Origin of the sequence: Mesorhizobium sp. M4B.F.Ca.ET.017.02.2.1 (assembly GCF_003998955.1) — a bacterium.
In the GTDB taxonomy this organism is placed as follows: Bacteria; Pseudomonadota; Alphaproteobacteria; order Rhizobiales; family Rhizobiaceae; genus Mesorhizobium; species Mesorhizobium abyssinicae.
This window is the reverse complement of the sequence record NZ_RZOF01000025.1, coordinates 1-25,941: the sequence shown is the minus strand read 5'-3', so window position 1 is coordinate 25,941 and position 25,941 is coordinate 1. Positions and strand designations below refer to the sequence as shown.

23 protein-coding genes are annotated in these 25,941 nt (G+C 64.7%); 12 read left to right on the top strand and 11 right to left on the bottom strand.

From position 1 onward, the window contains the following. Positions 1-133: 133 nt before the first annotated feature. The gene (locus EN738_RS05670) at positions 134-1,033 is read right to left on the bottom strand and encodes a LysR family transcriptional regulator (RefSeq protein WP_127282853.1); all 900 of its coding nucleotides are present in this window, start codon (positions 1,031-1,033) and stop codon (positions 134-136) included. Positions 1,034-1,216: 183 nt separating this feature from the next. Between EN738_RS05670 and EN738_RS05665 the strand changes: the two genes are divergently transcribed. Both EN738_RS05665 and EN738_RS05660 read left to right on the top strand, forming a co-directional pair. After that, a complete protein-coding gene (locus tag EN738_RS05665; protein WP_127282852.1) occupies positions 1,217-1,858 on the top strand; it encodes a DUF47 domain-containing protein in 642 nt (213 codons plus the stop codon). 3 nt (positions 1,859-1,861) lie between these two features. After that, positions 1,862-2,866: an inorganic phosphate transporter gene (locus tag EN738_RS05660; protein ID WP_127282851.1), complete on the top strand. Its 1,005-nt coding sequence runs from the start codon at positions 1,862-1,864 to the stop codon at positions 2,864-2,866. A gap of 21 nt (positions 2,867-2,887) precedes the next feature. Here the strand turns inward: EN738_RS05660 and EN738_RS05655 are convergent, their stop codons facing one another. Beyond that, positions 2,888-3,265 (bottom strand): VOC family protein, encoded by a 378-nt coding sequence (locus tag EN738_RS05655; RefSeq protein ID WP_127282850.1) that lies wholly within the window; start codon positions 3,263-3,265, stop codon positions 2,888-2,890. Positions 3,266-3,496: 231 nt separating this feature from the next. On the opposite strand from EN738_RS05655, the gene EN738_RS05650 reads away from it, so the two are divergent. Next, a complete protein-coding gene (locus EN738_RS05650; protein WP_127282849.1) occupies positions 3,497-4,666 on the top strand; it encodes an Mrp/NBP35 family ATP-binding protein in 1,170 nt (389 codons plus the stop codon). A 16-nt stretch (positions 4,667-4,682) separates the two neighbouring features. Here EN738_RS05650 and EN738_RS05645 read toward each other — a convergent pair whose 3' ends face one another. Next, complete coding sequence (locus EN738_RS05645; RefSeq protein ID WP_127282848.1) at positions 4,683-5,132, bottom strand: carbon monoxide dehydrogenase subunit G; 450 nt, start codon at positions 5,130-5,132, stop codon at positions 4,683-4,685. Between the two features lie 149 nt (positions 5,133-5,281). Here EN738_RS05645 and EN738_RS05640 point away from each other — a divergent pair, with 149 nt between their 5' ends. Next, a complete protein-coding gene (locus EN738_RS05640) occupies positions 5,282-7,087 on the top strand; it encodes an IlvD/Edd family dehydratase (RefSeq protein ID WP_127282847.1) in 1,806 nt (601 codons plus the stop codon). An 88-nt stretch (positions 7,088-7,175) separates the two neighbouring features. Here the strand turns inward: EN738_RS05640 and EN738_RS05635 are convergent, their stop codons facing one another. Next, positions 7,176-7,595 (bottom strand): GFA family protein, encoded by a 420-nt coding sequence (locus EN738_RS05635; RefSeq protein ID WP_127282846.1) that lies wholly within the window; start codon positions 7,593-7,595, stop codon positions 7,176-7,178. A 167-nt stretch (positions 7,596-7,762) separates the two neighbouring features. On the opposite strand from EN738_RS05635, the gene EN738_RS05630 reads away from it, so the two are divergent. Further along, complete coding sequence (locus EN738_RS05630) at positions 7,763-8,161, top strand: hypothetical protein (RefSeq protein ID WP_127282845.1); 399 nt, start codon at positions 7,763-7,765, stop codon at positions 8,159-8,161. Positions 8,162-8,176: 15 nt separating this feature from the next. Here the strand turns inward: EN738_RS05630 and EN738_RS05625 are convergent, their stop codons facing one another. Next, positions 8,177-9,766: a trimethylamine methyltransferase family protein gene (locus EN738_RS05625; protein ID WP_127282844.1), complete on the bottom strand. Its 1,590-nt coding sequence runs from the start codon at positions 9,764-9,766 to the stop codon at positions 8,177-8,179. A 202-nt stretch (positions 9,767-9,968) separates the two neighbouring features. Beyond that, complete coding sequence (locus EN738_RS05620; RefSeq protein WP_127282843.1) at positions 9,969-11,462, bottom strand: PLP-dependent aminotransferase family protein; 1,494 nt, start codon at positions 11,460-11,462, stop codon at positions 9,969-9,971. A gap of 394 nt (positions 11,463-11,856) precedes the next feature. Here EN738_RS05620 and pgi point away from each other — a divergent pair, with 394 nt between their 5' ends. After that, positions 11,857-13,500 (top strand): glucose-6-phosphate isomerase, encoded by a 1,644-nt coding sequence (pgi, locus tag EN738_RS05615; RefSeq protein ID WP_127282842.1) that lies wholly within the window; start codon positions 11,857-11,859, stop codon positions 13,498-13,500. Between the two features lie 5 nt (positions 13,501-13,505). Then, positions 13,506-14,228: an HAD family hydrolase gene (locus EN738_RS05610; RefSeq protein ID WP_127282841.1), complete on the top strand. Its 723-nt coding sequence runs from the start codon at positions 13,506-13,508 to the stop codon at positions 14,226-14,228. Here the strand turns inward: EN738_RS05610 and EN738_RS05605 are convergent. Next, on the bottom strand, positions 14,212-14,919 hold the full coding sequence (locus EN738_RS05605) for a methyltransferase (RefSeq protein WP_245494376.1): 708 nt from the start codon (positions 14,917-14,919) through the stop codon (positions 14,212-14,214). The two genes, EN738_RS05610 and EN738_RS05605, sit on opposite strands and share 17 nt — an antisense overlap. Before the next feature lie 8 nt (positions 14,920-14,927). After that, on the bottom strand, positions 14,928-16,976 hold the full coding sequence (locus tag EN738_RS05600) for a long-chain fatty acid--CoA ligase (protein WP_127282840.1): 2,049 nt from the start codon (positions 16,974-16,976) through the stop codon (positions 14,928-14,930). A gap of 469 nt (positions 16,977-17,445) precedes the next feature. Between EN738_RS05600 and EN738_RS05595 the strand changes: the two genes are divergently transcribed. From EN738_RS05595 to EN738_RS05575, 5 genes are read left to right on the top strand one after another with little or no spacing between them, the layout of a single operon-like run. Then, the gene (locus tag EN738_RS05595) at positions 17,446-19,044 is read left to right on the top strand and encodes an ABC transporter substrate-binding protein (RefSeq protein WP_127282839.1); all 1,599 of its coding nucleotides are present in this window, start codon (positions 17,446-17,448) and stop codon (positions 19,042-19,044) included. A gap of 46 nt (positions 19,045-19,090) precedes the next feature. Next, a complete protein-coding gene (locus EN738_RS05590; RefSeq protein WP_126056743.1) occupies positions 19,091-20,098 on the top strand; it encodes an ABC transporter permease subunit in 1,008 nt (335 codons plus the stop codon). 26 nt (positions 20,099-20,124) lie between these two features. Further along, positions 20,125-21,009 carry an ABC transporter permease subunit gene (locus EN738_RS05585; RefSeq protein WP_245478370.1) on the top strand — a complete coding sequence of 295 codons (885 nt, stop codon included), beginning with the start codon at positions 20,125-20,127 and terminating at the stop codon, positions 21,007-21,009. Then, on the top strand, positions 21,009-21,872 hold the full coding sequence (locus tag EN738_RS05580) for an ABC transporter ATP-binding protein (RefSeq protein WP_127282837.1): 864 nt from the start codon (positions 21,009-21,011) through the stop codon (positions 21,870-21,872). Before EN738_RS05585 ends, EN738_RS05580 begins: the two co-directional genes overlap by 1 nt. Then, entirely contained in the window at positions 21,869-22,699 is an 831-nt protein-coding gene (locus EN738_RS05575; protein WP_126056740.1) for a dipeptide ABC transporter ATP-binding protein, read from the top strand. The genes EN738_RS05580 and EN738_RS05575 overlap by 4 nt, the downstream gene beginning before the upstream one ends. A 121-nt stretch (positions 22,700-22,820) precedes the next feature. Here EN738_RS05575 and EN738_RS05570 read toward each other — a convergent pair whose 3' ends face one another. The 3 genes from EN738_RS05570 to EN738_RS05560 all read right to left on the bottom strand — a co-directional run bounded on the left by EN738_RS05570 (position 22,821) and on the right by EN738_RS05560 (position 25,711). Further along, positions 22,821-24,101, bottom strand: a complete 1,281-nt coding sequence (locus EN738_RS05570) for a cysteine desulfurase-like protein (RefSeq protein ID WP_127282836.1) — start codon at positions 24,099-24,101, stop codon at positions 22,821-22,823. 40 nt (positions 24,102-24,141) lie between these two features. After that, the gene (locus EN738_RS05565; RefSeq protein ID WP_127282835.1) at positions 24,142-24,819 is read right to left on the bottom strand and encodes an amino acid ABC transporter permease; all 678 of its coding nucleotides are present in this window, start codon (positions 24,817-24,819) and stop codon (positions 24,142-24,144) included. Positions 24,820-24,925: 106 nt separating this feature from the next. Further along, a complete protein-coding gene (locus tag EN738_RS05560) occupies positions 24,926-25,711 on the bottom strand; it encodes an ABC transporter substrate-binding protein (protein ID WP_127282834.1) in 786 nt (261 codons plus the stop codon). Positions 25,712-25,941: the final 230 nt, after the last annotated feature.

Sequence of the window (25,941 nt, the reverse complement as noted above, 5' to 3'; positions counted from 1 at the left end):
GGGGCAACGACACGCACCCGGCGCAATATCGCTAAGTCCTTACGAAATCAGAGGAAACCTCCGAAATCAATAAAGCTGTCCCGTTGCTTGATAGAAATTTTCTATCAAGCGCGCTCGACCTGCATTGTCTAGCCTAGCGATGGGCGCGGAAATCGTCCGCAAGCGTCATCGCCTCGTCCAGCAGCGCCTGCACCAAGGGCGTGTGCGGCTCGCCCGGCGCCGCCACCAGGCCGACCGTGTGGCTGGCGTCCGGATCGACGATCGGAATGGCCCTGATCGGTTCGGAAAAGCCGAATGTTTCCGCAAGGTTGAGCGGCATGATCGACGACCATTTGCCGGTGCGGATGTGCGAAAACAGCACGATCATCGAATTCGATTCCAGCGTCGGCCGCACCTGCACTCCGGCCTCTGCCAGATGCTGGTCGATGATGCGGCGGTTCTGCATGTCGGGCGTCAACAGGCAGAGCGGCAGCTGGCTGATCTCCGCCCACGTCACTTTGTCGCGGTCGGAAAAGGGATTTCCGACCGCGGTGATCAGCTGATAGCGCTCGTCATAGAGCGGCACGCTCACCACGCGTCCGAGCGGTTCGTTGTCGAGATAGGTGATGCCGGCATCGACGTCGAAATTGCCGAGCAGCGACAGCACCTCGATCGAGGTGCGCGACAGCACCGAGAAGGTGACGCCGGGATGCTTGGCCCGGAACGGCGTCGTCAGCCGCGCCACCATTGCGAGCGCTGTCGGGATGGCGGCGATGCGGATGCGGCCGGACAGGCCGTGCCGGGCCGCGCGCATCTCCTCGCGCATGGTGCGGCTGTCGCCGACGATGCGGCGCGCCCACACCAGCACCTGCTTGCCTTCCGGCGTCAGCCCCTGGAAGCGCGAGCCGCGCAGCACCAGCATGACGCCGAGCTGTTCCTCCAACTGCTTGATCCCCGCCGACAGCGTCGGCTGGGTGACGCCGCACACTTCCGCCGCCCGGCCGAAATGTTCCTCCCTGGCGAGCGCGATGAAGAATTCCAGCTTGTCGATCATGCCTTTGATGCCTGTTGCGGACCTTCTGTCCGCGCGTTCCGCGCAGGGTCGGGGAAATTGTCCTGCGCCGCAAGTCGCATCTGCCGTCGCCCGGCATCCACATCTTTTCAGCCGGCTTACTGTTTCCCGGGGCGCCTTGCGGCGTTATGTCAGTGACGGGTGTAGACACGACGGGAGATCGACATGCTGGGCTGGTTCCGCAAGCTGCTGCCGCGCGAAGATCGCTTCTTCGACCTGTTCGAACGCCATTCCCGCACGGTGGTCGGCGGCGCCGAGGCGCTGCAGCAGCTCCTGCAGGGCAAGGACATCGACCGCTGGAGCCAGAAGATCATCGATCTCGAGGACGAGGCCGATCGCATCACCGCCGAGGTGCTTTTGGCCGTGCGCCGCTCCTTCATCACCCCCTTCGATCGCGGCGACATCAAGGACCTGATCCAGTCGATGGACGACGCCATCGACATGATGCACAAGACCGTCAAGACGGTGAAGCTGTTCGAGAAGACCGAGTTCGACCCGCTGATGCAGGAGATGGGCGCCGTCATCGTCGACGCCGCCAAGCTGGTCGCCGAGGCGATCCCGCTGCTCGGCAAGGTCGGCGCCCACAGCGTTCGCCTCAATGCCATTGCCGAGGAGGTCATGCGCGCCGAGGGCCGCGCCGACGACCTGCACGAGCAGGGGCTGAAGGATCTGTTCAAACGGCACGGCCGCAGCGATCCGATGGCCTATCTGATCGGCTCCGAGATCTATGGTGAGCTGGAGAAGGTTGTCGACCGGTTCGAGGACGTCGCCAACGAGATCAGCGGCATCGTGATCGAGAACGTTTAGGCGATGGACGCCACCATCACCTTTCCCCTGCTGGTTGGCCTCGTTGCCGTGGCGCTGTTCTTCGATTTCCTGAACGGCCTGCACGACGCCGCCAATTCGATCGCCACCATCGTCTCGACGCGCGTCCTGAGGCCGCACTATGCGGTGCTCTGGGCGGCCTTCTTCAACTTCATCGCCTTCATGTTCTTCGGCCTGCATGTCGCCGAGACGGTGGGCAAGGGCATCGTCGACGCCAGCATCGTCACGCCGGCCGTGATCTTTGCCGCGCTGGTCGGCGCCATCGTCTGGAACATCGTCACCTGGATCGCCGGCATTCCCTCCAGCAGCTCGCATGCGCTGATCGGCGGGCTGGTCGGCGCCGGCGTCGCCAAGGCGGGCACAAGCGCCATCGTCTGGTCGGGCCTCGGCAAGACCGTCGCGGCCATCGCGCTCTCGCCGGCGACGGGTTTCGTGCTGGCGCTCCTGCTCGTCCTCATCGTCTCCTGGCTGTTCGTGCGCCAGACGCCATTCGCCGTCGACAACAGCTTCCGTGTCCTGCAGTTCTTCTCCGCCTCGCTCTATTCGCTCGGCCACGGCGGCAACGACGCGCAGAAGACCATGGGTATCATCGCCGTGCTGCTCTATTCGCAAGGCATGCTCGGCGGCACCTTCCACGTGCCGCTATGGGTGGTCATCACCTGTCAGTCGGCGCTGGCGCTAGGCACCTTGTTCGGCGGCTGGCGCATCGTCCACACGATGGGCTCGAAGATCACCCGGCTGAACCCGATGCAGGGCTTTTGCGCCGAGACCGGCGGCGCCATCACGCTGTTCGCCGCCACCTGGCTCGGCGTTCCGGTCTCGACCACGCACACCATCACCGGCGCCATCATCGGCGTCGGCGCCGCCCGCCGTGTCTCAGCCGTGCGCTGGGGCATTGCCGGCAACATCGTCGTCGCCTGGGTCGTCACCCTGCCGGCCACCGCCGCCATTTCGGCGCTCACCTATTTCGCCACGCGCCTGGTGGGCTGACGCGGAGCGGGGCGCAAAGACCTACTCGCCCGCGAGGCACAATATGTTGCCGTCCGGATCCTTGAACCAGGCGACCTTCATGCCGTCGCCGACATGGATGTCGCCGTCCAGCGACAGGCCGGGCATCTCATAGTGCTCGAAGGCGACGCCCTTCGATTTCAGCGACTTGACGACAGGAGCGATCTCGTCGCCGACGTTCCAGGTCACAGCCGTTGCCTTGTTGGTTCCGGCGAAATCCGAATGATAGACGTTGATGACTGTGTCACCGCTTTTGTAGACGACCAGTTCGCCAGCCATGTCGTCCACCTGCCTGAGGCCCAGCGTTCCCTCATAAAAGGTCTTGGCTCTCGCCAGGTCTTTCACCGCCAGATTGGCTGCTGCATTGCTGTTTGCGAGCATGACAGTCTCCTTCCCGGATTTGTTGTGTCGCCGCTCATGGCAAGCGAGATAGGGCCCGTGGATCGATTGGCCATGGGCAGGCGTTGAACTGCCGGTCGACCGGGAAACGTCATCGGGCGAATCCGACACTGCCGGTCGTTTTCCGTGGCACGCCGGGCAAGCCTTTGCTCCACGGCTTGGTTCTTGCCGGAAACTGCACTATCTGCATCGCCAAAACCCCGAGGAAACACCATGGCCGTCACCAAGGAAACCGTCATCGAGCGCCTGAAAACGGTCAACGGGCCGGATTTCACCGGCAACATCGTCGACCTCGGCCTGGTCTCGGAGATTTTCATTGCCGATTCGAAGGTGTTCTTCTCGATCACCGTGCCCGCCGCCCGCGCCCAGGAGATGGAGCCGCTGCGCGCCGCCGCCGAGCGCGTGGTCAATGCCATTCCGGGCGTCGCCGGCGCCGTCGTGGCGCTGACGGCGGAGAAGAAGGGCGGCGGCATGGAAGCGCCGGTGCCGCCGCGTCCCGCGCCGAGGCCGGCGCCGGCTGCCGCGCCGCAGCGCCCCGTGCCGCAGGCGCCGGCATCGCACAGCCACGGCAAGCGCGGCGTGCCCGGCATCGACGCGATCATCGCGGTGGCCTCCGGCAAGGGCGGCGTCGGCAAGTCGACCACAGCGGTCAACCTGGCGCTCGGTCTTGCCGCCAACGGCCTCAAGGTCGGCGTCCTCGACGCCGATATTTACGGCCCGTCCATGCCAAGGCTGCTCAACATCCACGGCAGGCCGCAGACGGTCGACGGCAAGATCCTGAAGCCGATGCAGAACTATGGGCTGAAGGTGATGTCGATGGGCTTCCTCGTCGATGAGGAAACGCCGATGATCTGGCGCGGCCCGATGGTGATGTCGGCGCTGACCCAGATGCTGCGCGAGGTCGAATGGGGCCCGCTCGACGTGCTGGTCGTCGACATGCCGCCCGGCACCGGCGATGCTCAGTTGACCATGGCCCAGCAGGTGCCGCTCGCCGGCGCCGTCATTGTCTCGACGCCGCAGGACCTGGCGCTGATCGATGCCCGCAAGGGCCTCAACATGTTCAGGAAGGTCGACGTGCCGCTTCTCGGCATCGTCGAGAACATGAGCTATTTCCTCGCCCCCGACACCGGCAAGCGCTACGACATCTTCGGCCATGGCGGGGCGCGGCGCGAGGCCGAGCGGCTGGGCGTCACCTTCCTCGGCGAGGTGCCGCTGGAAATGGGCATTCGCGAAAGCTCGGATGCCGGCGCGCCGGTGGTGGTCTCGAAGCCGGAAGGCGCCGAGGCGAAGATCTACCGCGACATTGCGGCAAAGGTCTGGGACAGGGTCAATGAGGAGCGTGGCGCGGCGGAAGCCGCGGTGCCCTCGATCGTGTTCGAGTGATCCCTCGGCGCGAGGGTCAGCCGCCGACCTTCTCGCCGAACGTCGAGAAGAACTGCCCGGCGAGCTTTTTCGACGTCGATTCGATCAGGCGGCTGCCGAGTTGGGCGATCTTGCCGCCGACATCGGCCTTGGCCGCATATTTGAGCACCGTCGTGTCGGCGCCGTCGGCGGTCAGCGTCACGTCGGCGCCGCCCTTGGCGAAGCCGGCAATGCCGCCCTTGCCTTCGCCCTGGATGGTGTAGGAATGCGGAGGCTTGAGGTTCTTGAGCACGACCTCGCCGTTGAACGTCGCCTTGATCGGCCCGATCTTCAGCACGACGGTTGCCGCCATTTCGGTGTCGGATTTCTTTTCCAGGCTCTGGCAGCCGGGGATGCTGCCCCTCAGAATGTCCGGGTCGTTCAGCGCTTCCCATACTTTTTGCAGGGGTGCGGCAATCCGTTCCTCGCCTTCGATCACCAAAGCCATCAAGAACCTCCCGGAAAGACTGCCCGGAAGCCCTAGCGCAGGGGCAGACTTATGTCTATCGCACCAAAGTGCGGGTTCGGATGGCGCGTGCCCCTTGCCTGCATCCGCGCATTGTCATATCGATTTGTCATACAAATACGGAGACCACGATGGCCGGCGCCCCCACCAAGAAGAAAAAATTTCGCTCGCAGGAGTGGTTCGACAATCCCGACAATCCGGGCATGACCGCGCTCTATCTCGAGCGCTACCTGAACTACGGACTGACGCGCGCCGAGCTGATGTCGGGCAAGCCGCTGATCGGCATCGCCCAGACCGGCTCGGATCTGTCGCCCTGCAACCGGCATCATCTCGAGCTCGCCAAGCGCGTGCGCGAGGGCATCGTCTCGATGGGCGGCATTCCCTTCGAGTTCCCGTGCCATCCGATCCAGGAGACCGGCAAGCGCCCGACCGCGGCGCTCGACCGCAACCTTGCCTATCTCGGCCTTGTCGAGGTGCTCTACGGCTATCCGCTCGACGGCGTCGTGCTGACCATCGGCTGCGACAAGACAACGCCGGCGCTGCTGATGGCCGCCGCCACCGTCAACATCCCGGCCATCGCGCTGTCGGTCGGCCCGATGCTGAATGGCTGGCACAAGGGCAAGCGCACCGGCTCCGGCACCATCGTGTGGGAATCGCGCCAGCGCCTGTCGGCGGGCGAGATCAATTACGACGAGTTCATGGACATCGTCGCCTCCTCGGCGCCGTCGACCGGCTACTGCAACACCATGGGCACCGCCACCACCATGAACTCGCTGGCCGAGGCGCTCGGCATGCAACTGCCGGGCTCGGCCGCCATCCCCGCGCCCTATCGCGAGCGCGGCCAGATCGCCTACGAGACCGGCAAGCGCATCGTCGACATGGTGCATGAGGACCTCAAGCCGTCCGACATCATGACGCGTCAGGCGTTCGAGAACGCCATCGTCGTCAACTCGGCCATCGGCGGCTCGACCAATGCGCCGATCCACCTCAACGCCATTGCCCGCCACCTCGGCGTGCCGCTCGACAATGACGACTGGCAGAAGGTCGGCCTCAACGTGCCGCTCATCGTCAATCTGCAGCCGACGGGCGAATATCTCGGCGAGGACTATCACCACGCCGGCGGCGTTCCGGCGGTCGTCGCCGAACTGCTGAAGGGCGGGCTTTTGCCGCATCCGGATGCGGTTACCGCCAACGGCAAGTCGATCGGCGACAATTGCCGCGATGCCGCCAACGAAAACCCGGAGGTCATCCACAGCGTCGACAAGCCGTTGAAGGCCAATGCCGGCTTCATCAACCTGAAGGGCAACCTGTTCGACTCCGCGATCATGAAGACCAGCGGCATCTCGCCGGAATTCCGCCAGCGCTATCTGTCCAACCCGAAGGATCCCGAAGCCTTCGAGGGCAACGCCATGGTCTTCGACGGGCCGGAGGACTACCACGCCCGCATCGACGATCCGGCGCAAGGCATCGACGAGCACACCATCCTGTTCATGCGCGGCGCCGGCCCGGTCGGCTATCCCGGCGGCGCCGAGGTGGTCAACATGCAGCCGCCGGCCTACCTCATCAAGAAGGGCATCCATTCGCTGGCCTGCATCGGCGACGGCCGCCAGTCGGGCACGTCGGGCTCGCCCTCGATCCTCAACGCTTCGCCGGAGGCGGCGATAGGCGGTGGCCTGGCGCTGCTCAAGAGCGGTGACCGCGTCCGCATCGACCTGAAGAAGGGCTCGGCCAACATCCTCGTCAGCGACGAGGAGATCGCCAGGCGGCGCGCCGCGCTCCAGGGCAATGGCGGCTTCCATTATCCCCAGCACCAGACGCCGTGGCAGGAGATCCAGCGCGGCATCGTCGACCAGTTTGACGCCGGCATGGTGCTGAAGCCGGCAGTGAAGTACCAGGATGTCGCGCACACCAGGGGTGTGCCCCGCGACAACCACTGAGCGCCGGCAACCTCGCTCGCGCGAACGGCGGCTTGATCATGGATCAAGCCGCCGTTTTTGCTTACCCAGGGCTGCTGTCCCGCTGTGCTTACAGGTAACCGGTGATCTCCGGCGCCTGGTCCTGCCTGTTGCGTTTACCGTCCTCGTAGATGATCGGTGCGGACGCGAGTTCCTCCTCGCTGACGTCGTCCAGGCAGGCGACGTTCACAGCCCAGAAATTCCCGCCCATGAAATCGAGATAGCCGCGCGAGAAGACATTCGCGCCGCAGTTCGGGCACATATAGTGGTTGATGTCGCCTTCCGGCCAGTTGGACGGGCTTGCCTTGTAGTCCCGCATCCGGTCACTGCCTTCCGTCACCCTGAGCGCCTGGTATGCGGTGAAGGATTTGCGGTAGCCAAGTTTCCAGCAGAAGCTGCAATTGCATTTGCGAATGCCCTCTGCGAGGTCGAGATCGGCCTGGAAATGCACCGCGCCGCAATGGCAACTGCCGTGATAGGTCTTCTTCATGGCACTCCTCGCAGAATTTGCTCTGGTCCCTCTGTGGCCTCCGCGAAACCAGATCAGATTGTGACCATAGCCCCGCCAGATAGGCGCCCGGCTCTTCTGGGCAATACGTCGTCTTGTGCAAAACGGCGCGCGCGATGCCATATGCTGGCAAACGGACAGGACCATCCATGACGAAGCGGCGCTCTTCCCTAGGCTTCCTCGGCATGTTCGGCCGCTCGGGCGATCTGCGGACGCTCGATGCCGCCTTGCGCGGCGCCGACCTCCATCCCGCGCTCGTGCCGGAGGGCGTCAAGCTCACCATCGTCAATCTGATGAAGGATCACTGGCCGGACGAGCCGCCGGCCCAGGCCTACGCCTCGCTAGCGCAGCTGTTCGTCTATTGCGTTGCCGGGCCAGAGACGTTCGAACAGGCCAATGGCCGCGAGCGCAGGCTGGACGCGGAGCGCCGCATCGAGGAAGCGCTCGAGGCCGGCGACAGCCTCGATGCGCAGATCGTGCTGATGGCGCTGCATGCAAAGCTGATCAGCGCCGAGGTGGTGGAGCGCTTCGGCCTAAGCGCCGAATAGGATGCTCTACCCAGCCTAGCCGCCCATGCCGCCGCGCGGCAGCTTGATCATATCGCCGAAGCGGGCGCGCAATTTGTCGTCGACCGTTTTCGGCACGTGGCGCGGGAAGCGCTCGGCAAGCACGCGCTTCTTCTCGGCGATCGCCCTTTGCAGGATGTCGGGCCGGCCCTTCTCGTTCCATTCCTTGGGCGAGAAGCGGTCGCCGATGGCCGGATAGAAATATTCGGTCTGCATCAGTTTCAGCGTCTGCTCGTTGCCGAGATAGTGGCCGGGGCCCTTCAGGCAGACATCGGCGATGGTGTCGATCGACAGCGCCTCGTCGGTCACCTCGATGCCGCGCACGCAGCGCAGGCAGTGTCCGAGCATGTCGTTGTCGATGATCAGGCTTTCCAGGCAGAAGCCGAGCAGCGAGGCATGCATGCCGGCCGACTCATAGACCAGGTTGAGGCCGGAGAGGCCGGCCATCACATTGGTGATGCCCTTCTCGTAGCCGGACTGGATGTCGGGCAGTTTCGAATCCGTCATGCCGGCCGCCGAGCCGCCCGGCAGGTCGTAATATTGCGCCATCTGGGCGCAGGCGGCGGTCAGCACGGCCTGCTCGGCCGAGCCGCCGGACATGGCGCCGGTCCGAAGGTCGGAGACGAACGGCCAGGTCCCGAAGATCGCCGGATGGCCGGGCTTGATGGCGTTGACATAAACCAGGCCCATCAGCACTTCCGCGACCGCCTGCACCACCGCCCCGGCAATCGCCGCCGGCGCCGTGGCGCCGGCCTGGCCAGCCGACAGAAGCAGGATCGGGATGCCGCCTTCGACGCAGGCCTCGAGCACGCCGCAGGCGTCCTCGGCGAACTTCATCGGCGGCACGACGAAGCAGTTGGAATTCGACACAAAGGGGCGTGCGCGGAAATTTTCCTCGCCGCCGGCGATCGCATAGAGCATCTCCAGCGCCGGCTTGACGTTCTCGCGCACCGTGAACGAGGTGCCGACATGCTTGGCGGTCCCCATCACGCAGGCGTAGAGCGTGTTGAAGTCCATCTCCAGCGGATCGGGAATGTCGCGCGGCACCATGGTGCGCTGGAAGAAATGGATGTTGTCGAGGCCGTCGACCAAGCGCGCGGCGTCGTAGATGTCCTGCAATTGGGACTCGCGGTATTCGCGCTTCTCGACGTCGACCAGATGCACGGCCGCGCCCGCCGTGCCGTAATGCACGCGTTTGCCCTGGATTACCATGTCGTGCTTGGGGTCCTGGCCGTGCAGGGTGAAATGCCGGGCCGCATTCTTGATCGTGTCGAGGACGAGCGCCCGCGGCAGGCGGATGCGGCCATCGTCGCCATAGGTCGCGCCAACCCTGGTCAGCGCCTCGATGCAGGAGGGTATCGCGTTGGCGAAGCCGACCGTTTCCAGCAGCGTCAGCACCGCCTCATGGATGCGCTCTCGGTCGTTTTCGCTGAGCGGCCCATAGCTGCCGCCTTCGAGGCCCGGCCGCACCGGCCTGATGTCGTCGGCAAGCGGTGCCGCCCGCATCGCACGGCGCGCTTCGCGCCCGCCGGATCGCCGCGACCGCTGGTCGGCCGAAGCGTCCTGCTTCTCAAGAGCCACTGACATGGAAGCACTCCACCTTTTGCTGCGAGGCGGGACGCGGCGGTTGGTCCACCATCGGCCCTGCTTCGTCCCCTTATGGCTCGACTATGCCGCCGGCATTGGCACAGCCTATGAGCCAGCCAGCTCCGTCGAATATGCCAGAGCGCTAAAGCAAAGAGAGCCGGCGAAGGCCGGCTCTCTTTGGGAATTCAGCGTCAGTTGATGATCAGGCGGCCGCGGGTCTGCGGCCGGCCGCGGTGGCGAGTTCCCGAATGCCGGGCTCGATGTGTTGCAGCGCGATCGAGGAAATGCCCAAGCGCATGAAACGCGACGGTTTTTCGGTGCGGTCGAAGAAGCGGTCGCCGGGTTCGATGATGACGCTGCGCGAGGCGGCCGCTTCGGCGAGGCCCCGCGAGTCGGTGCCGCGCGGCCCCTCGAGCCAGAGCGATGTGCCGCCGGCCGAGTCGGTCGAGCGCCACTCGGGCAGGAAAGCGGAAATCGCATGGACCAGACGCTTGCGCCGCTCGTCGAAGGCGCTGGACAGGCGCCGCACCAGCGCCTCGTGATGGCCGAGCGACAGGAACAGCGCCACCGCCCGCTGGTTGTTGGCCGGCGGGTGCCTGAGCATGAAGCGGCGCAGCGCGCGCAACTCGGCGATCAGCCCGGCCGAGGCGACGATGTAGCCAAGCCTGAGGCCCGGCGCCAGGGTCTTCGACATCGAGCCGACATAGATGACGCGGCCTGAGCGATCGAGGCTCTTCAGCGCCTGCTGCGGCGCCTCGTCCAGCAACTGGCTGTCATAGCCATCCTCGATGATGATCTGGTTGTGGCGGTTGGCCCGCGCCAGGAGGTCCTGCCGGCGCTCGGCCGGCAACGGCACCATAGTCGGGCAATGGTGGCTGGGCGTGACGAAGACGAAGCCGGAATCCTGCGGGATCGAAGAGGTCACGATGCCGGACTGGTCGACCGGAACCGGTTGGATGTCGGCGCCCGCAAGCCGGAAGATCGAGCGCGCGTCGGGATAGCCCGGATCCTCCATCGCCACCTTCGAGCCCTTGGTCATCAGCAACGAGGCGAGCATGTAAAGCGCGTTCTGCGCGCCGAGCGTGACGATGATCTCGTCCGGATTGGCGAAGATGCCACGCCGCGGCAAGAGCCGCGCCTGGATCTGCTCGATCAAGAGCGGATCGTCGCGGTCGACCATGTCGGATGCCCAGTTGCGGATCTCCAGCACGGCGAGCGCCATGCGGTTGCATTCGCGCCATTCGGCCGTCGGGAACAGCGCCGGATCGAACTGGCCGTAGACGAAGGGGTAGGACGACTTGATCCAGTTGTCGTGCTTGGCCGGCGGCGGCATGTCGCTGGCGGCGATCTGCCGGCGCGCCTTCCAGTCGATCTCGTTCTGCTGGTCGGGAGCCTTCTGGTGCGGCTTGGCGGGGGTGGCCAGCACGTCCGGATTGACGAAATGGCCGCGCCGCTCGCGCGCCACCAGAAAGCCCTGGTCGACGAGCTGCTGGAAGGCGAGCACCACCGTGCCGCGGGCGACGCCCAGTTTTTCGGCCAGGATGCGGCAGGAAGGAAGCGGCATGGAAGCGGCGATCTGCCGGTCCAGAATGGCGGCGACGATCGCCTGGCGGATCTGCGCCTGCAGGGTCTGGCCGGATTCAGCCGAAATCCGGAACAGGCCGGACCATATGGCCGTGTCGTTGCGCTGTGGCATGGAAGAGTTTCCTCGATGGCCAGCTTTTTGTGTTTGGCTGGACCAGTCGAGTGTAGGGGTGGCACAAGGGGTTGCGCCAATCAATTTTTCTGATCGCTGGGATTTATGCCAGTGATCCATTGGTCACGAATGTGATCCGTTGCGCGACGCGCAGCGTCGTCGCCTGCGTCGCGGCCTGCCGGTTGGTGAGCGACGCGCAGCGTCGTCGCATCCTCCGTCGCCGGGTAATGCAAGGCATCATAAAAGCGTGATGCAGTCCGTCATCAAAGCGTGATGCAGTGCGGCAATGCCGCCCTTGAATGAAATGGAATCGGCTCGATAGAATGTCGCGACGACATGCGCCGGAAACATCCGGCCTGTTAAGATAGGTTCAAAAACCCGCCAGGAGCCCGCATTGGATCAATCATCCTTCGACAAGCAAGTCGCCGCCTTGCGCGAACATCGCGCGGCGGCCAAAGGCACGATGCGTGAAGCTTTCGCAGCTGATCCCAAACGCTTCGCGACGTTTTCCGCCACCGACGGCGATCTCCTGCTTGACTGGTCGAAATGCGCGGTCGATGCCGACACGATGGCGATGCTGGAGAAGCTCGCCGGAGCCGCCGATCTGGCGGGTCGCCGCGCCGCCATGTTCGAAGGCAAGAAGATCAATATCACCGAAGGCCGCGCCGTGCTGCACACTGCGCTTCGCAACCTGACCGGCAAGGGCGTCGTGGTCGATGGCCAGGATACTAAGGCCGAGGTTCTCGCCGTTCTGGACGCCATGGGCGCCTTCGCCGATGCCATCCGCGCCGGCAAGGCGGCCGGCGCCACCGGCAAGAAGATCACCGACATCGTCAACATCGGCATTGGCGGCTCCGACCTCGGCCCGGTGATGGCGACGCTGGCGCTGGCGCCCTATCATGACGGCCCGCGCGCGCACTATGTCTCCAACATCGACGGCGCCCACATCCACGACACGCTGAAGGACCTGTCGGCCGAAACCACTTTGTTCATCGTCGCCTCCAAGACCTTCACCACGGTCGAGACGATGACCAATGCCGAGACGGCGCGCCGATGGGTGGAGAAGGCGCTGGGCAAGGAAGCCGTCGGCAAGCATTTCGCCGCCGTCTCGACCGCGCTCGACCTGGTGGCGAAGTTCGGCATCGCGTCCGATCGCGTGTTCGGCTTCTGGGACTGGGTCGGCGGCCGCTATTCGGTCTGGAGCGCGATCGGCCTGCCGGTGATGATCGCCATCGGCCCGCGCAATTTCCGCGCCGTCCTCGACGGCGCGCACGAGATGGACGAGCACTTCCGCTCCGCACCCCTGCAGAAGAACCTGCCGGCGCTGCTGGGCCTGATCGGCTGGTGGCACCGGGTCGTCTGCCGATATCCGGCCCGCGCCGTGATCCCTTACGACCAGCGGCTCTCCAGGCTGCCGGCCTATCTGCAACAGCTCGACATGGAATCGAACGGCAAGAGCGTGACGCTGGATGGCGGCGCGGTCACCACGCCCACCGGCCCGCTGGTCTGGGGCGAGCCCGGCACCAACGGTCAGCACGCCTTCTTCCAGCTGCTGCACCAGGGTACGGACTTCATTCCGGTCGAATTCATCGCCGCCGCTGTCGGCCACGAGCCGGAGCTGAAGCATCACCACGATCTCCTGCTCGCCAACTGCCTGGCGCAGTCGGAGGCCTTCATGAAGGGCCGCACGCTGGAGGAGGCTCGCGCGCAGATGCTGGCCAAGGGCATGAAGCCGGCCGACGTCGACAGGATCGCCCCGCACCGGGTCTTCTCCGGCGACCGCCCCTCTGTGACCATTCTCTACCGCAAGCTCGATCCGCGCACCTTCGGCCGCCTGGTCGCGCTATACGAGCATCGCGTCTTCGTCGAGGGCACGCTGTTCAACATCAATTCCTTCGATCAGTGGGGCGTCGAACTCGGCAAGGAACTGGCAACCGGCCTGCTGCCTGTCGTGGAAGGCAAGGAGAATGCCGCAAAGCGGGATGCCTCGACTGCTGGTCTGGTGGGACACATTCACCGATTGCGCGGATCGGAGTGACAGGCTTGGCGGAGATCAAAGGCATATTGTTCGACAAGGACGGAACGCTTGTCGATTTCAACGCGACATGGCTCGGCATTGCCGACTTCATGGCCATGGATGCCGCCGAGGGCGACCGGTGGAAGGCAGACAGGCTGCTCGCGGCAGCCGGCTTCGATTTCCTCAGCAAGCGCTTCAAGCCCGATTCGATCTTCGCCTCCGGCACCAACATGGACGTCGTCGAACTCTGGTTCCCGCGGCTCTCCGAGGAGGACCAGATGCTTGCCGTGGCCCGTTTCAACGAGATCACCTCGGTGCAAGGCTCCAGCATGGCGGTGGCGCTGCCGGGCATCGTCGAGACGCTGGCCGTCCTGCACAGGCGATCCTACCGGCTTGGCGTCGCCACCAACGATTCGACCAGTGGCGCGGAAAAGACGCTGGTGACGCTCGGCGTGGCGCAGCTTTTCGACGCCGCCTATGGCTATGATTCGGTGGCCAGGCCGAAGCCGGCGCCGGACACCATCCTCGCCTTCTCCGACCTGACCGGGCTGAAGCCGGCCGAGATCGCCATGGTCGGCGACAATCGCCACGATCTCGAAATGGCGCGGGCCGGCGGCTGCGGGCTGGCGGTCGGCGTGCTTTCCGGCACAGGCACGCGTGAATCGCTGTCGGCGATCGCCGATGTCGTGCTCAACTCGGTTGCCGACCTGCCGGATTTCCTCGCCGCGAGGGTCAAGGAGACGATCTGACCGCCTCGAACGAGAAGACCCCGCTCGGGCTCGACGCCGTGCCTTTGGCATCGCCGAAATCCGGCACCCTATATTCGGCAAGAAGTTTGAGCCGCGTGAGCGGCAGGTCGGTGCGGCGCGGATCGCCGACCAGCACCTCGATGCCGGTGGCAAGGCAGCGGTCGAGGAAGGGGATCACGCGCCTCGCCACCTCATGCCCGTAGAACACGTCGCCGGCCAGCACCAGGTCGACTGCCGGTGGCGGCCCGGCGGTGATGTCTTCGCCGATCACCGTGATCGCGACGCCGTTCGCCGCCGCGTTGAGGCCGAGCGCGACGATGCCGTTGCGGTCGATCTCGGCGGCGATCACCGCGCGCGCGCCAGCTTTCGCCGCGGCGATGCCGACCAGGCCCGAGCCGGCGCCGAGATCGAGTACGCGGCGCCCCGCAACCGTTTGCGGCCGGTCGAGAATATAGCGGGCAAGGACGGTGCCGCCGGCCCAGGCATAGGCCCAATAGGGCGGCTGCGGCTCTGGCGCGGCAGCGTCTTCGTCGTCAGGATCGACGAGCCGCCGCAGCCCGCTGCCGGGATGGGCGCTGAAGATCTGGATTTCCGGAAGCGCGGCGACAGCCGCAAGGCGCATGTTCGCCTTGATGAACCCCGCCGGATCGGGACGGGTAGGCGTCGCCTTGCCGGCAGGATGATCGTTCAAGCTCGTGCCTATCCCCGCAGCGCCCGCCGCAGGATCTTGCCCACCGGTGTCTTCGGCAATTCGGTGCGGAACTCGATGTATTTGGGCCGCTTGTAGCCGGTCAGGTTCTCGCGGCAATAGGCGGTCAGCGTCTCGAGGGTCAGCGCCGGATCCTTCCTGACCACGAACAGCTTCGGCACTTCGCCCGAATGCTCGTCCGGCACGCCGATCGCCGCCACTTCGAGCACGCCCGGATGCTGAGCAACGACCTCTTCCAGCTCGTTCGGATAGACGTTGAAGCCGGAGACCAGGATCATGTCCTTCTTGCGGTCGACGATCTTCGTATAGCCGCGCTCGTCCATGAAGCCCATGTCGCCGGACTTGAAGTATCCGTCCTTAGTCATCACCTTGGCGGTCTCGTCCGGCCGGTTCCAGTAGCCCGCCATCACCTGCGGCCCGCGGATGCAGATTTCGCCGACTTCGCCGAGCGGCACGTTGTTGCCGTCGTCGTCGCGGATGGCGATCTCGGTCGACGGCAGCGGCAGGCCGATCGTGCCGGTGAAGTCGCCGCCGCTGAATTTGTTGGCGGTCGCCACCGGCGAGGTTTCCGAAAGCCCGTAGCCTTCGGTGACCGGACAGCCGGTCAGCGCCTTCCAGCGTTCGGCCACACCCCTCTGCACCGCCATGCCGCCGCCCAGCGTCAGGATCAGCGGCTTGAAGTCGAGCTTGCGGAAATCCTCATTGTTGAGCAGCGCGTTGAACAGCGTGTTGAGGCCCGGGAAGATGTGGACCGGGTATTTCTCCAGCTCCTTGACGAAGCCTGGAATGTCGCGCGGATTGGGGATGAGCACATTCTGCGCGCCCTGCTGCATGCCCATCAGCGCGTTCACCGTCAGCGCGAAGATATGGTAGAGCGGCAGCGCGCAGATGAAATTGGGATGCGCTGGCTTCGGCTTCACCGCATAGGCGTCCTGCAGCCAGAGCGCGTTCTGCGCGACATTGGCAAGCACATTGGAATGCAAGAGGGTCGCGCCCTTCGAGATCCCGGTGGTGCCGCCGGTATATTGCAGGAAGGCGATGTCGTCGGCGCTGACGCTGGCAGGCTTGAAGGCGAGGCCGGCGCCGGCCTTCAGGGCGGCGTTGAACTTGACGTGGCCCGGCAGCGACCAGGCCGGCACCAGCTTCTTCACCCGGCGCACAACGAAATTGACGAGCGTCCCCTTGAGGCCGCCGAGCATGTCGCCCATGGCGGCGACGACGACGTGCTTGACCGAGGTCTTGGCGATCACCGCCTGCAGCGTGTTGGCGAAATTCTCGAGGATGACGATCGCCTGCGCGCCGGAATCCTTGAGCTGATGCTCGAGCTCGCGCGGCGTATAGAGCGGGTTGACGTTGACCACGGTGAAGCCGGCGCGAAGCACCGCCATCATCGCCACCGGGTACTGCAGCACGTTGGGCATCATCAGCGCCACGCGCGCCCCCTTCTGCAGGCCCTTCGACTGCAGATAGGCGCCGAAGGCGGCCGACTGCTGCTCGAGCTCGGCATAGGTGATGGCCTTGCCCATGCAGACGAAGGCCGGCTGGCCGGCAAACTGCTTGCAGGCGCCGACCAGGAAGTCGCCGATCGAGCCGTAGGGCAAGGGCCCGATCTCGGCTGGCATGTTCTTCGAATAGCTCGACAGCCACGGCTTTTCCGGCAGGCCGGCGGCAAGTTCCGTCAGCGCCTTCGGCAACCTCTTGGCCGGCGCCGGTTTCACGGCCGGCTTTGGCGGGACCGCCTTTGTCGCAACTGCCTTCGCGGCAGGCTTTGCGGCAGCGGGCCTTTTCGCAGCGGATTTGGCCGGCACCGGCTTGGCCGCGGCTGGAGTTTTCGTCGCGACGGGAGTTTTCGTCGAGGCAGGCTTGGCGGCCTTTCCCGGTGCGGCCTTGGCCGGGGCTTTTGCGGCGGGCTTCACGGGGGTGGCCGCCTTCGACTTGGCCGTTGCCTTCGCCGCAGGCGCCGTCTTGCCGGACCCGGCGGCCGGCTTTGACGCGGCCTTCGTCTTGGCCGGAGCCGTGGTTTTCACTGCCTTCGCCACCCTGTCCCTCCCGTCGTCGTTCACTCGTGCCGCGCCGCCTCTGAATGACAGAAGCGTCCTCCGCCGCAATGGTTGCGGATTCCTCAAGAAATCCAGCGTGCCGTCTATGTATTGCGACTATCCTTGGCCGTGCAAGTCTTGCCCTTGCGGCAGAAGCCCAAAGATTTGCCGTCGAAATCCTTGCGTCCTCCCGCGCCCGGAACGCAGCTTCCCGAACAGCGGCCCGCGCGAAGGAAGCCGCGCCGCGCCGATTTCGCGAAGGCGCCGATCAATAAAAAAATGCGATCGTTAACATTAACGTGAGCGGAAAATCATGCTAATTTCTTTCGGCATTTTAGGAGATTTCGGATTCTTTTCCTGCTTCCCATGGGGTACGCAAACGGGGTGTTCCAAAGCCAGAAAAACGGTGCTTATATGCGCGCTTCGCGAGCCTGCTAGAGGGGCTTGGCAGAACATCAGGGAGTGCTCAATGAAAAAGAAACTGACTTTTGCAGCCGCGTTGCTGGCTGCAAGCGTCCTCAGTGGCGTGGCCAACGCCAAGACGCTGGTCTATTGCTCGGAAGCATCGCCGGCCAATTTCGACCCGGGTACGACGACGGGCGGTAACGATTTCGACGCTTCTTCGCGCACGGTCTATTCGCGCCTTGTCGAATTCAAGCATGGCGGCACCGAGATCGAGCCCGGCCTCGCCGACAAGTGGGAAATCTCGGACGACGGCCTGGTCTATACTTTCCACCTGCATCCGGGCGTGAAGTTCCAGACCACTGACTATTTCAAGCCGACCCGCGACCTCAACGCCGACGACGTCGTCTTCTCCTTCGATCGCCAGTTCAACAAGGAAAACCCCTGGAACGGCGAGAAGTATCTGCCGAACCTGACCTGGGACTACTACACCGGCATGGACATGCCGAAATACGTCGCCAAGTGGGAAAAGGTCGATGACCTGACCGTCAAGCTGACGCTGACCGAGCCGAACGCGCCGATGCTGGCCAATCTCGGCATGGATTTCGCCTCGATCGTGTCGAAGGAATATGCCGACCAACTCGCGAAGGACGGCAAGATGGCCGACTTCTCGACCAAGCCGATCGGCACCGGTCCGTTCCAGTTCGTCGACTACCAGCTGGATTCGGTCATCCGCTACGCGGCCAACCCGGATTACTTCAAGGGCAAGGAAAAGATCGACGATCTCGTCTTCGCCATCACGCCCGATGCCACCGCGCGCATCCAGAAGGTGCTGGCCGGCGAATGCGACGTCGCGCCCTATCCGAACCCGGCCGACATCGGCACGATCAAGGCCAACCAGGACGTCACCCTGCTCGACCAGGCCGGCCTGAACATCGGCTACATGAGCTACAACACGACGATCCCGCCGCTGGACAAGCCCGAGGTTCGCCACGCGCTCAACCAGGCGATCGACCGGGAAGCGCTGATCAAGTCGCTGTTCCAGGATGCCGGCGCCACGGCTGCCCAGAACCTGATCCCGCCGACCATGTGGTCGTGGAACAAGGACGTGAAGTTCGATTCCTATGATCCGGAAGCCGCCAAGAAGGTGCTGGCCGACGCCGGGCTGAAGGAAATCCAGCTCTGGGCCTCCGACCGCGTTCGCCCGTACAACCCGAACTTCCAGCGCGCCGCCGAGCTGATCCAGGCCGATTGGGCCAAGGTCGGCGTCAAGGCCGAGATCGTCAACTACGAGTGGACCAAGTACCGCGAGGAAGGCAAGAAGAAGGAACGCCCCGGCGCCTTCCAGATCGGCTGGACCGGTGACAATGGCGATCCGGACAACTTCTTCGCCACCCTCTTCGCCTGCTCGGCGATTGGCGTGTCGAACTACTCCAGCTGGTGCGACAAGGACTTCGAGGACCTGATCCAGAAGGCCAAGAAGACCAGCGACCTGGCCGAGCGCACCAAGCTCTACGAGCAGGCGCAGGTTGTCTTCCAGAAGCAGGCCCCGGCCTTCCTTCTGGCGCACAGCCAGGTCTATGCGGTCGTGCGCAAGAATGTCAGCGGCTTCATGATGGACCCGCTCGGCATCCACCGCTTCGACGGCACCGACAAGGCCGAATAGAACTCTAGAGCGGGCGGCGCCGTTCGGCGCCGCCCCTTTTTTCAAGATGCTCCGATATCTTCTCAACAAAATCGCACTTCTGATCCCGACGCTGGTCGGCATCACCATCTGTGCCTTCGCCTTCGTCAGGCTGCTGCCCGGCGATCCCATCCTCGCCATGGCCGGCGAGCATGGCGTGACGCCCGCGCGCTACGAAGAGCTCAAGGAACAGTTCGGCTACAATCTGCCGATCTGGCAGCAATATGCGCGCTATGTCGGCGAGGTCGCCACCGGCGATTTCGGCGTTTCCATCTCGTCCAAGCGGCCGGTTATCGAGGAGTTCAAGACGCTCTTCCCGGCAACGCTGGAACTGTCGTTCTTCGCCATGATCTTCGCCATGGTGCTCGGCATCCCGGCCGGCATCTTCGCGGCCGTCAAGCGCGGCTCGTGGTTCGACCAGTCGCTGATGGGCACAGCCCTTGTCGGCTATTCGATGCCGATCTTCTGGTGGGGCCTGTTGCTGATCATCTTCTTTTCCGGCTATCTCGGCTGGACGCCGGTCTCCGGCCGCATGGGCCTGCAGTTCTTCTTCAAGCCGATCACCGGTTTCATGACTATCGACAGCATCCTCTACGGCAAATGGGATGCCTTCCGCTCGGCGCTAAGTCACCTCGTGCTGCCGGCGATCGTGCTCGGCACCATCCCGCTGGCGGTGATCGCCCGCCAGACGCGCTCGGCCATGCTCGAGGTGCTGGGCGAGGACTATGTCCGCACCGCGCGCGCCAAGGGCCTGTCGTCGGCGCGGGTTATCGGCGTGCATGCCTTGCGCAACGCGCTGATCCCGGTGGTCACCACCATCGGCCTGCAGGTCGGCACGCTGCTTGCCGGCGCCATCCTCACCGAGACGATCTTCGCCTGGCCGGGCATCGGCAAGTGGATGGTCGATTCCATCTTCAAGCGCGACTACGTCGTCGTGCAGTCAGGCTTGCTTTTGATCGCCCTCATCGTCATGGCCGTGAACCTGATCGTCGACGTGCTCTATGCCGTCATCAACCCGCGCATCAGGGCCGCGTGATGAGCCAGTCGACCGAAATCGCCCCGATGGCCAGCGGCAGCCCGGACCGCCTCACCGGCTTCAGGACCTTCTGGCACTATTTCTCGGTGAACCGCGGCGCCGTCATCGGCCTGTTCGTCTTCATCCTCCTGGTTCTGGCGGCGCTCTTCGCGCCGCTGCTCGCGCCCTATGCGCCCGACGTCCAGGACAAGACCGCGTTTCTGAGGCCTCCGGCCTGGCAGGCCGGCGGCAGCGCCCAGTATCTGCTCGGCACCGATGCGGTTGGCCGCGATATCCTCTCGCGCCTGCTCTACGGCGCGCGCTTCTCGCTGCTGATCGGCGCGGTGGTGGTGACTTTGGCGCTCACCGGCGGCATCACGCTCGGCCTGCTGGCCGGCTACTTCCGTGGCTGGGTCGACGTCGCGATCATGCGCGTCATGGACCTGATCCTCGCCTTCCCGTCGTTGCTCCTGGCACTGGTGCTGGTCACCATCCTCGGCCCCGGCCTGTTCAATGCGATGCTGGCGATCTCGCTCGTGCTGCAGCCGCATTTCGCCCGCCTGGTGCGCGCCGCGGTGATGGCCGAGAAGAGCCGGGAGTATGTCGTGGCCGCCAAGGTCGCCGGCGCGGGCCATCTCCGGCTGATGCTCGCCACCATCCTGCCGAACTGCCTGGCGCCGCTGATCGTCCAGGGCACGCTGTCGTTCTCCAACGCCATCCTGGAAGCCGCCGCCCTCGGCTTCCTCGGCCTCGGCGCCCAGCCGCCGACGCCCGAATGGGGCACCATGCTCGCCTCGGCGCGCGAGTTTATCCTGCGCGCCTGGTGGGTGGTGACCTTCCCGGGCCTGGCCATCCTGATCACGGTGCTTGCCATCAACCTGATCGGTGACGGCCTGCGCGACGCGCTCGATCCGAAGCTCAGGAGGTCGTGATGGCGTTGCTCGACATCCAGAATCTCGTCGTCGAGTTCCAGACCGCATCGGGCCCGTTCCGCGCCGTCGACGGCGTCTCGCTCCATGTCGACGAGCGCGAGGTGCTGGCGATCGTCGGCGAATCCGGCTCCGGCAAATCGGTGTCGATGCTGGCGGTGATGGGGCTGCTGCCCTGGACGGCCACCGTCACCGCGGATCGCATGAGTTTTGCCGGCCGTGATCTCCTGAAGCTCAGTCCTGCCGAGCGGCGCAAGATCGTCGGCAAGGACATGTCGATGATCTTCCAGGAGCCGATGGCCAGCCTCAATCCGTGCTTCACCATCGGTTTCCAGATCGAGGAAGTGCTGCGCTTCCATATGGGCATGGACCGGGCGCAGCGCCGGGCGCGTGCCATCGAACTGCTGAAGCAGGTCGGCATTCCCGAGCCGGCGGAGCGGCTGAACTCCTTCCCGCACCAGATGTCGGGCGGCCAGTGCCAGCGCGTCATGATCGCGATTGCCATTGCCTGCAATCCGAAGCTCTTGATCGCTGACGAGCCGACCACGGCGCTCGACGTCACCATCCAGAAGCAGATCCTCGACCTGCTGGTCTCGCTGCAGGCCAAATATGGCATGGGCCTGATCATGATCACCCACAATATGGGCGTGGTGGCCGAGACCGCCGACCGCGTCATTGTCCAGTACAAGGGCCGCAAGATGGAAGAGGCCGACGTGCTGTCGCTGTTCGAGAGCCCGAAGAGCAACTACACGCGCGCGCTGCTCTCGGCGCTGCCCGAGAACGCCGTCGGCGACCGCTTGCCGACCGTCTCCGACATGCTGTTCGAACCGGCGCCCCAGGGGGCAAGTACCGGAGCCGCCTCATGAGCACCAGGGTCGTCGAAGGCAAGAACATCGTGCGCGACTACCATGTCGGTGGCGGCCTGTTCCGCGGCGCGCGCACGGTGCATGCGGTCAAGGGCGTCTCCTTCAGCGTCGACAAGGGCAAGACGCTTGCCATCGTCGGCGAAAGCGGCTGCGGCAAGTCCACGCTCGCCCGTATCATCACGCTGATCGATCCGGCGACATCGGGCGAATTGTTCATCGACGGCAACAAGGTCGATATCGCCAGGGACGGTTTGTCGAAGGAGATGCGCCGCAAGGTGCAGATCGTCTTCCAGAATCCGTATGGCTCCCTCAACCCGCGCCAGAAGATCGGGGACGTGCTAGGCGAGCCGCTGCTGATCAACACCGACAAGCCGGCCGAGGAACGCCGCGACCTGGCCATGAAGATGCTGAAGAAGGTCGGTCTCGGACCCGAGCACTACAACCGCTATCCGCACATGTTCTCCGGCGGCCAGCGCCAGCGCATCGCCATTGCCCGCGCGCTGATGCTGAATCCGAGCCTGCTGGTGCTGGACGAACCGGTCTCGGCGCTCGACCTTTCGGTGCAGGCGCAGGTGCTCAATCTGCTCGCCGACCTGCAGGACGAGTTCCAACTCACCTATGTCTTCATCAGTCACGACCTGTCGGTGGTCCGCTACATCGCCGACGACGTCATGGTGATGTATTTCGGCGAGGCGGTCGAATACGGCCCGCGCGACGAGGTCTTTGCAGACCCCAAGCACAGCTACACCAAGACGCTGTTCGCCGCGACGCCGCGCGCCGACGTCAGTTCGATCAAGGCAAGGCTGGCCAAGAAGAAGGCGGCGTAAACGTCCCTTCGTCATCCTCGGTCTGCGCCGCGTCGCTTCGCTCCTTGCTCCGTCCGTGGATGACGACGCGGAGGTAGCCCCTCCCGATGACCTGTGCAGGCTCGGACCAAAGGTCGTCAGATCACGACAGCTTGGCGACAATCGCCCGCAGCGCTTCGCCGAAGCGATGCACTTCCTCAACCGTGTTGTAGTGCACCAGCGAGGCGCGGATGGCGCCGCTGTCCATCGACAGGTTGAGCCGCTTCATCAACCGCGGCGCATACATGTGGCCGTCGCGGATGCCGATCTGCAGCTCGGCCATCTCCTCGACGATCCGCTGCGGCGACAGCTTGCCGATGTTGAAGCAGAAGGTCGGCACCCGCTCATGCAGGCGCGCTTCGTCGGCGACGCCGTAGATGGTGGCGCCGCAGTCTTTGAGCACCTTCAGCATCTCGCGCGCCAGCATCAGCTCGTAATCGCGGATGGCGTTCATGCCGGCAACGATGTTGTGGCGGCGCGAGCGGTTGTTCTCGGCCAGGAAATTGCGGCCGACCGATTCCAGATAACGCACCGCCGCGTCCATGCCCGAGACGTTCTCGTAGATGAAGGTGCCGGCCTCGACCTTGTAGGGCGGCTCGTCGGGGATGAAATCCTCGCGGAAAGTCGGCAGCCGCTTCAGCGTCTCGAAGCGGCCCCAGAGAAAGCCCATATGCGGCGAGAAATTCTTGTAGCCGGAGCAGACGAGGTAGTCGCAGTCCCAGGCCTGCACGTCGATCAGACCGTGCGGGCCGTAATGGACGCAGTCGAGGAACACCTCGGCGCCCGCCGCATGGGCGATCTTCGCCACCGAGGCGACATCGACGATCGAGCCGATCGAATGCGCGGTCACCGTGCAGGCGACGAGGCGGGTGCGCTCCGACAGCAGCGGCTTGAGATCGTCGACATGCAGATTGCCGTCCTCGCGCATGCGCCACCATTTGAACCTCGCCCCGGCCTGCTCCAGCGCCAGCCATGTGGCGATGTTGGCGTCATGGTCCATGTCGGTGACGACGATCTCGTCGCGTTCCGAAAGCATCTGGCCGATGCCGAGGCTGACCAGGCGGATGAATGAGGTGGCGTTCATGCCGAAGCAGATTTCCGACGGACTGTAGGCGTTGATCAAAAGCGCCACGCTGTCGCGTGCCTCGGCGACCGACCGGTCGACGGTGACGCTGCGGCTATAACGGCCGCCGCGCTGCACATTGTGCCCGACCAGATGGTTGGTCACCGCGTCGAGCACGCTTTGCGGGATCTGCGCGCCGGCGGCATTGTCCATGAAGATGAACTCGCCCGCTTGGCTGAGCGCCGGGAACATGGCGCGGATCTTTTCGACCGGGAACGAAGCGGCGCCGTCCTGTGCCTTCGAGATATGGTGTTGGTTCACGGACGTCTCCTTCAGTACATCGATGCCGTTCGGGGTGGGATCAGTGCGCGCCGGACCGGGCCTTGCCGCGCTCTTCGAGGTAGCCGACCAGCCGCACCAGCGGCCACAGGAAGGCGAGATAGATGATTGCGGCGCCGATCAGCGGCGTCGGATTGGCCATCAGCGCCTGCGCGTCGGTGGCCTGCTTCAGAAGGTCGGGCATCGCCACCACTGAGGCCAGCGCGGTGTCCTTGAACACCGAGACGCAGTTGCTGGTCAGCGGCGGGATGACGACGCGGATCGCCTGCGGCAGGATCACCTTGCGCATGGCGACCCAGAACGGCAGGCCGAGCGCTGCGGCAGCCTCGAACTGGCCCTTGGGAATGTTCTCGATGCCGGCGCGGCAGACTTCCGCCGTGAAGGCGGCAAGCACCAATGACAAGGCAAGGGCCGCCGACACGAAGGACGACAGGCGGATGCCGACGAAGGGCAGGGCGTAATAGATCAGGATCAGCACCACCAGGATGGGCAGCGCGCGGAAGATGTCGATGTAGAGGATCGCCAGCCGCCTCAGCGGCTTCGGCGCATAGAGCCGCATCAGGCATATCGCCAGCCCGGCAATGGTGCCGAAGACGATTGCGGCGCAGCCGAGCAGGATGGTGTTGCCGAGCCCGCGGATGAGGATCGGAAACGATCGGACGAGGATGCCCCAGTTGAAGAAGGTGTCGATCAGCTCCATCGGCGTCACCCGTTAGACGCGGCCCGCCGCGCAGGCGGATCCGAATGGTCGAAGCGAGAGCGCCGGCCGTGACCGGCGCTCTCGTGCGAGTTTGCGACTGCTGGCCCTATTGCGGGATCGGCCCCGGCGTCACCGTGCTGGTGCCGGCTTCCGGATCGACGCCGAACCACTTCTTGTGGATCGCGGCCATCGTGCCGTCCTTCTTCATCGCGGTGATGGCGTCGTTGACCTTTTCGAGCAGCGGGTGGCCCTTCTTGGTCATCATGGCGAAGCGCTCGCCGGTCGGAATGCGCACCAGGATCTTCAGCGCCGGCATCTGCTTGATGGCGAACATGAAGCCGGCGAGCTCGCCGGCGCCGCCGTCGATGCGGCCGTTCTGCACGTCGAGCAGCAGGTCCTGCTGGGCGTTGTAGCTCTTGGTTTCGGCGACGCCGAGCTTGCCGGCGTTCTCCTTCATATAGGCCTCGCCGGTCGAGCCGGCGATGACGCCTATGGTCTTGCCTTTCAAGTCGTCGAGCGACTTGATGGTCGAGTCCGCCTTGCCGACGATGGTGCCGTCGCTGTCGTAATAGGCCTGGGTGAAGCCCTGGTTCTGCAGGCGCTCCTTGGTGATCGAGATCGACGACACGGCAAAGTCGATGCGGCCGGAAGCGGTCGCCGCGAACAGCGCCTGGAAGCCGAGATCCTGGAACTCGACCTCGGCGCCGATGCGCTTGGCGACGTCGTTGGCGACATCGACCTCAAAACCCTCGAAGCCGCCGGAATCGGTCTTGTATTCCCATGGCGGGTTGGCCGGGTAGGCGCCGACCATGATCTTGTCGGCGAAGGCGGGCGCGGCGAAGGCGACGCCGGCAGCGATGACCACGCCAATCAGTCCTAGACGTTTGAACATGTTGCTTCCCTCTGGTTCGGCCACTTCGCGTGGCGCATTTCCTCTTCCGCCCCTTTCGGCGTCCAGCTCCCGGACGCCGCAGGCGAGGCGGCGCCTGAAATCAGGATGCGCGGCGCTGGCGCGAGCCGATCTGCTCCCGCAGCCCCGCGATCAGCGCATCGACCGCCGCGCTCGTCGTGACCATGCCGGGCGACAGCCTGAGCGTCGTGCCGCGCGCGTCGCAGTAAAGT

Excerpts from the sequence above, each read along its gene's own strand:
- EN738_RS05670 (WP_127282853.1), bottom strand. The coding sequence starts at position 1,033 with ATGATCGACAAGCTGGAATTCTTCATCGCGCTCGCCAGGGAGGAACAT.
- EN738_RS05665 (WP_127282852.1), top strand. The coding sequence starts at position 1,217 with ATGCTGGGCTGGTTCCGCAAGCTGCTGCCGCGCGAAGATCGCTTCTTC.
- EN738_RS05660 (WP_127282851.1), top strand. The coding sequence starts at position 1,862 with ATGGACGCCACCATCACCTTTCCCCTGCTGGTTGGCCTCGTTGCCGTG.
- EN738_RS05655 (WP_127282850.1), bottom strand. The coding sequence starts at position 3,265 with ATGCTCGCAAACAGCAATGCAGCAGCCAATCTGGCGGTGAAAGACCTG.
- EN738_RS05650 (WP_127282849.1), top strand. The coding sequence starts at position 3,497 with ATGGCCGTCACCAAGGAAACCGTCATCGAGCGCCTGAAAACGGTCAAC.
- EN738_RS05645 (WP_127282848.1), bottom strand. The coding sequence starts at position 5,132 with ATGGCTTTGGTGATCGAAGGCGAGGAACGGATTGCCGCACCCCTGCAA.
- EN738_RS05640 (WP_127282847.1), top strand. The coding sequence starts at position 5,282 with ATGGCCGGCGCCCCCACCAAGAAGAAAAAATTTCGCTCGCAGGAGTGG.
- EN738_RS05635 (WP_127282846.1), bottom strand. The coding sequence starts at position 7,595 with ATGAAGAAGACCTATCACGGCAGTTGCCATTGCGGCGCGGTGCATTTC.
- EN738_RS05630 (WP_127282845.1), top strand. The coding sequence starts at position 7,763 with ATGACGAAGCGGCGCTCTTCCCTAGGCTTCCTCGGCATGTTCGGCCGC.
- EN738_RS05625 (WP_127282844.1), bottom strand. The coding sequence starts at position 9,766 with ATGTCAGTGGCTCTTGAGAAGCAGGACGCTTCGGCCGACCAGCGGTCG.
- EN738_RS05620 (WP_127282843.1), bottom strand. The coding sequence starts at position 11,462 with ATGCCACAGCGCAACGACACGGCCATATGGTCCGGCCTGTTCCGGATT.
- EN738_RS05595 (WP_127282839.1), top strand. The coding sequence starts at position 17,446 with ATGAAAAAGAAACTGACTTTTGCAGCCGCGTTGCTGGCTGCAAGCGTC.
- EN738_RS05590 (WP_126056743.1), top strand. The coding sequence starts at position 19,091 with ATGCTCCGATATCTTCTCAACAAAATCGCACTTCTGATCCCGACGCTG.
- EN738_RS05585 (WP_245478370.1), top strand. The coding sequence starts at position 20,125 with ATGGCCAGCGGCAGCCCGGACCGCCTCACCGGCTTCAGGACCTTCTGG.
- EN738_RS05580 (WP_127282837.1), top strand. The coding sequence starts at position 21,009 with ATGGCGTTGCTCGACATCCAGAATCTCGTCGTCGAGTTCCAGACCGCA.
- EN738_RS05575 (WP_126056740.1), top strand. The coding sequence starts at position 21,869 with ATGAGCACCAGGGTCGTCGAAGGCAAGAACATCGTGCGCGACTACCAT.
- EN738_RS05565 (WP_127282835.1), bottom strand. The coding sequence starts at position 24,819 with ATGGAGCTGATCGACACCTTCTTCAACTGGGGCATCCTCGTCCGATCG.
- EN738_RS05560 (WP_127282834.1), bottom strand. The coding sequence starts at position 25,711 with ATGTTCAAACGTCTAGGACTGATTGGCGTGGTCATCGCTGCCGGCGTC.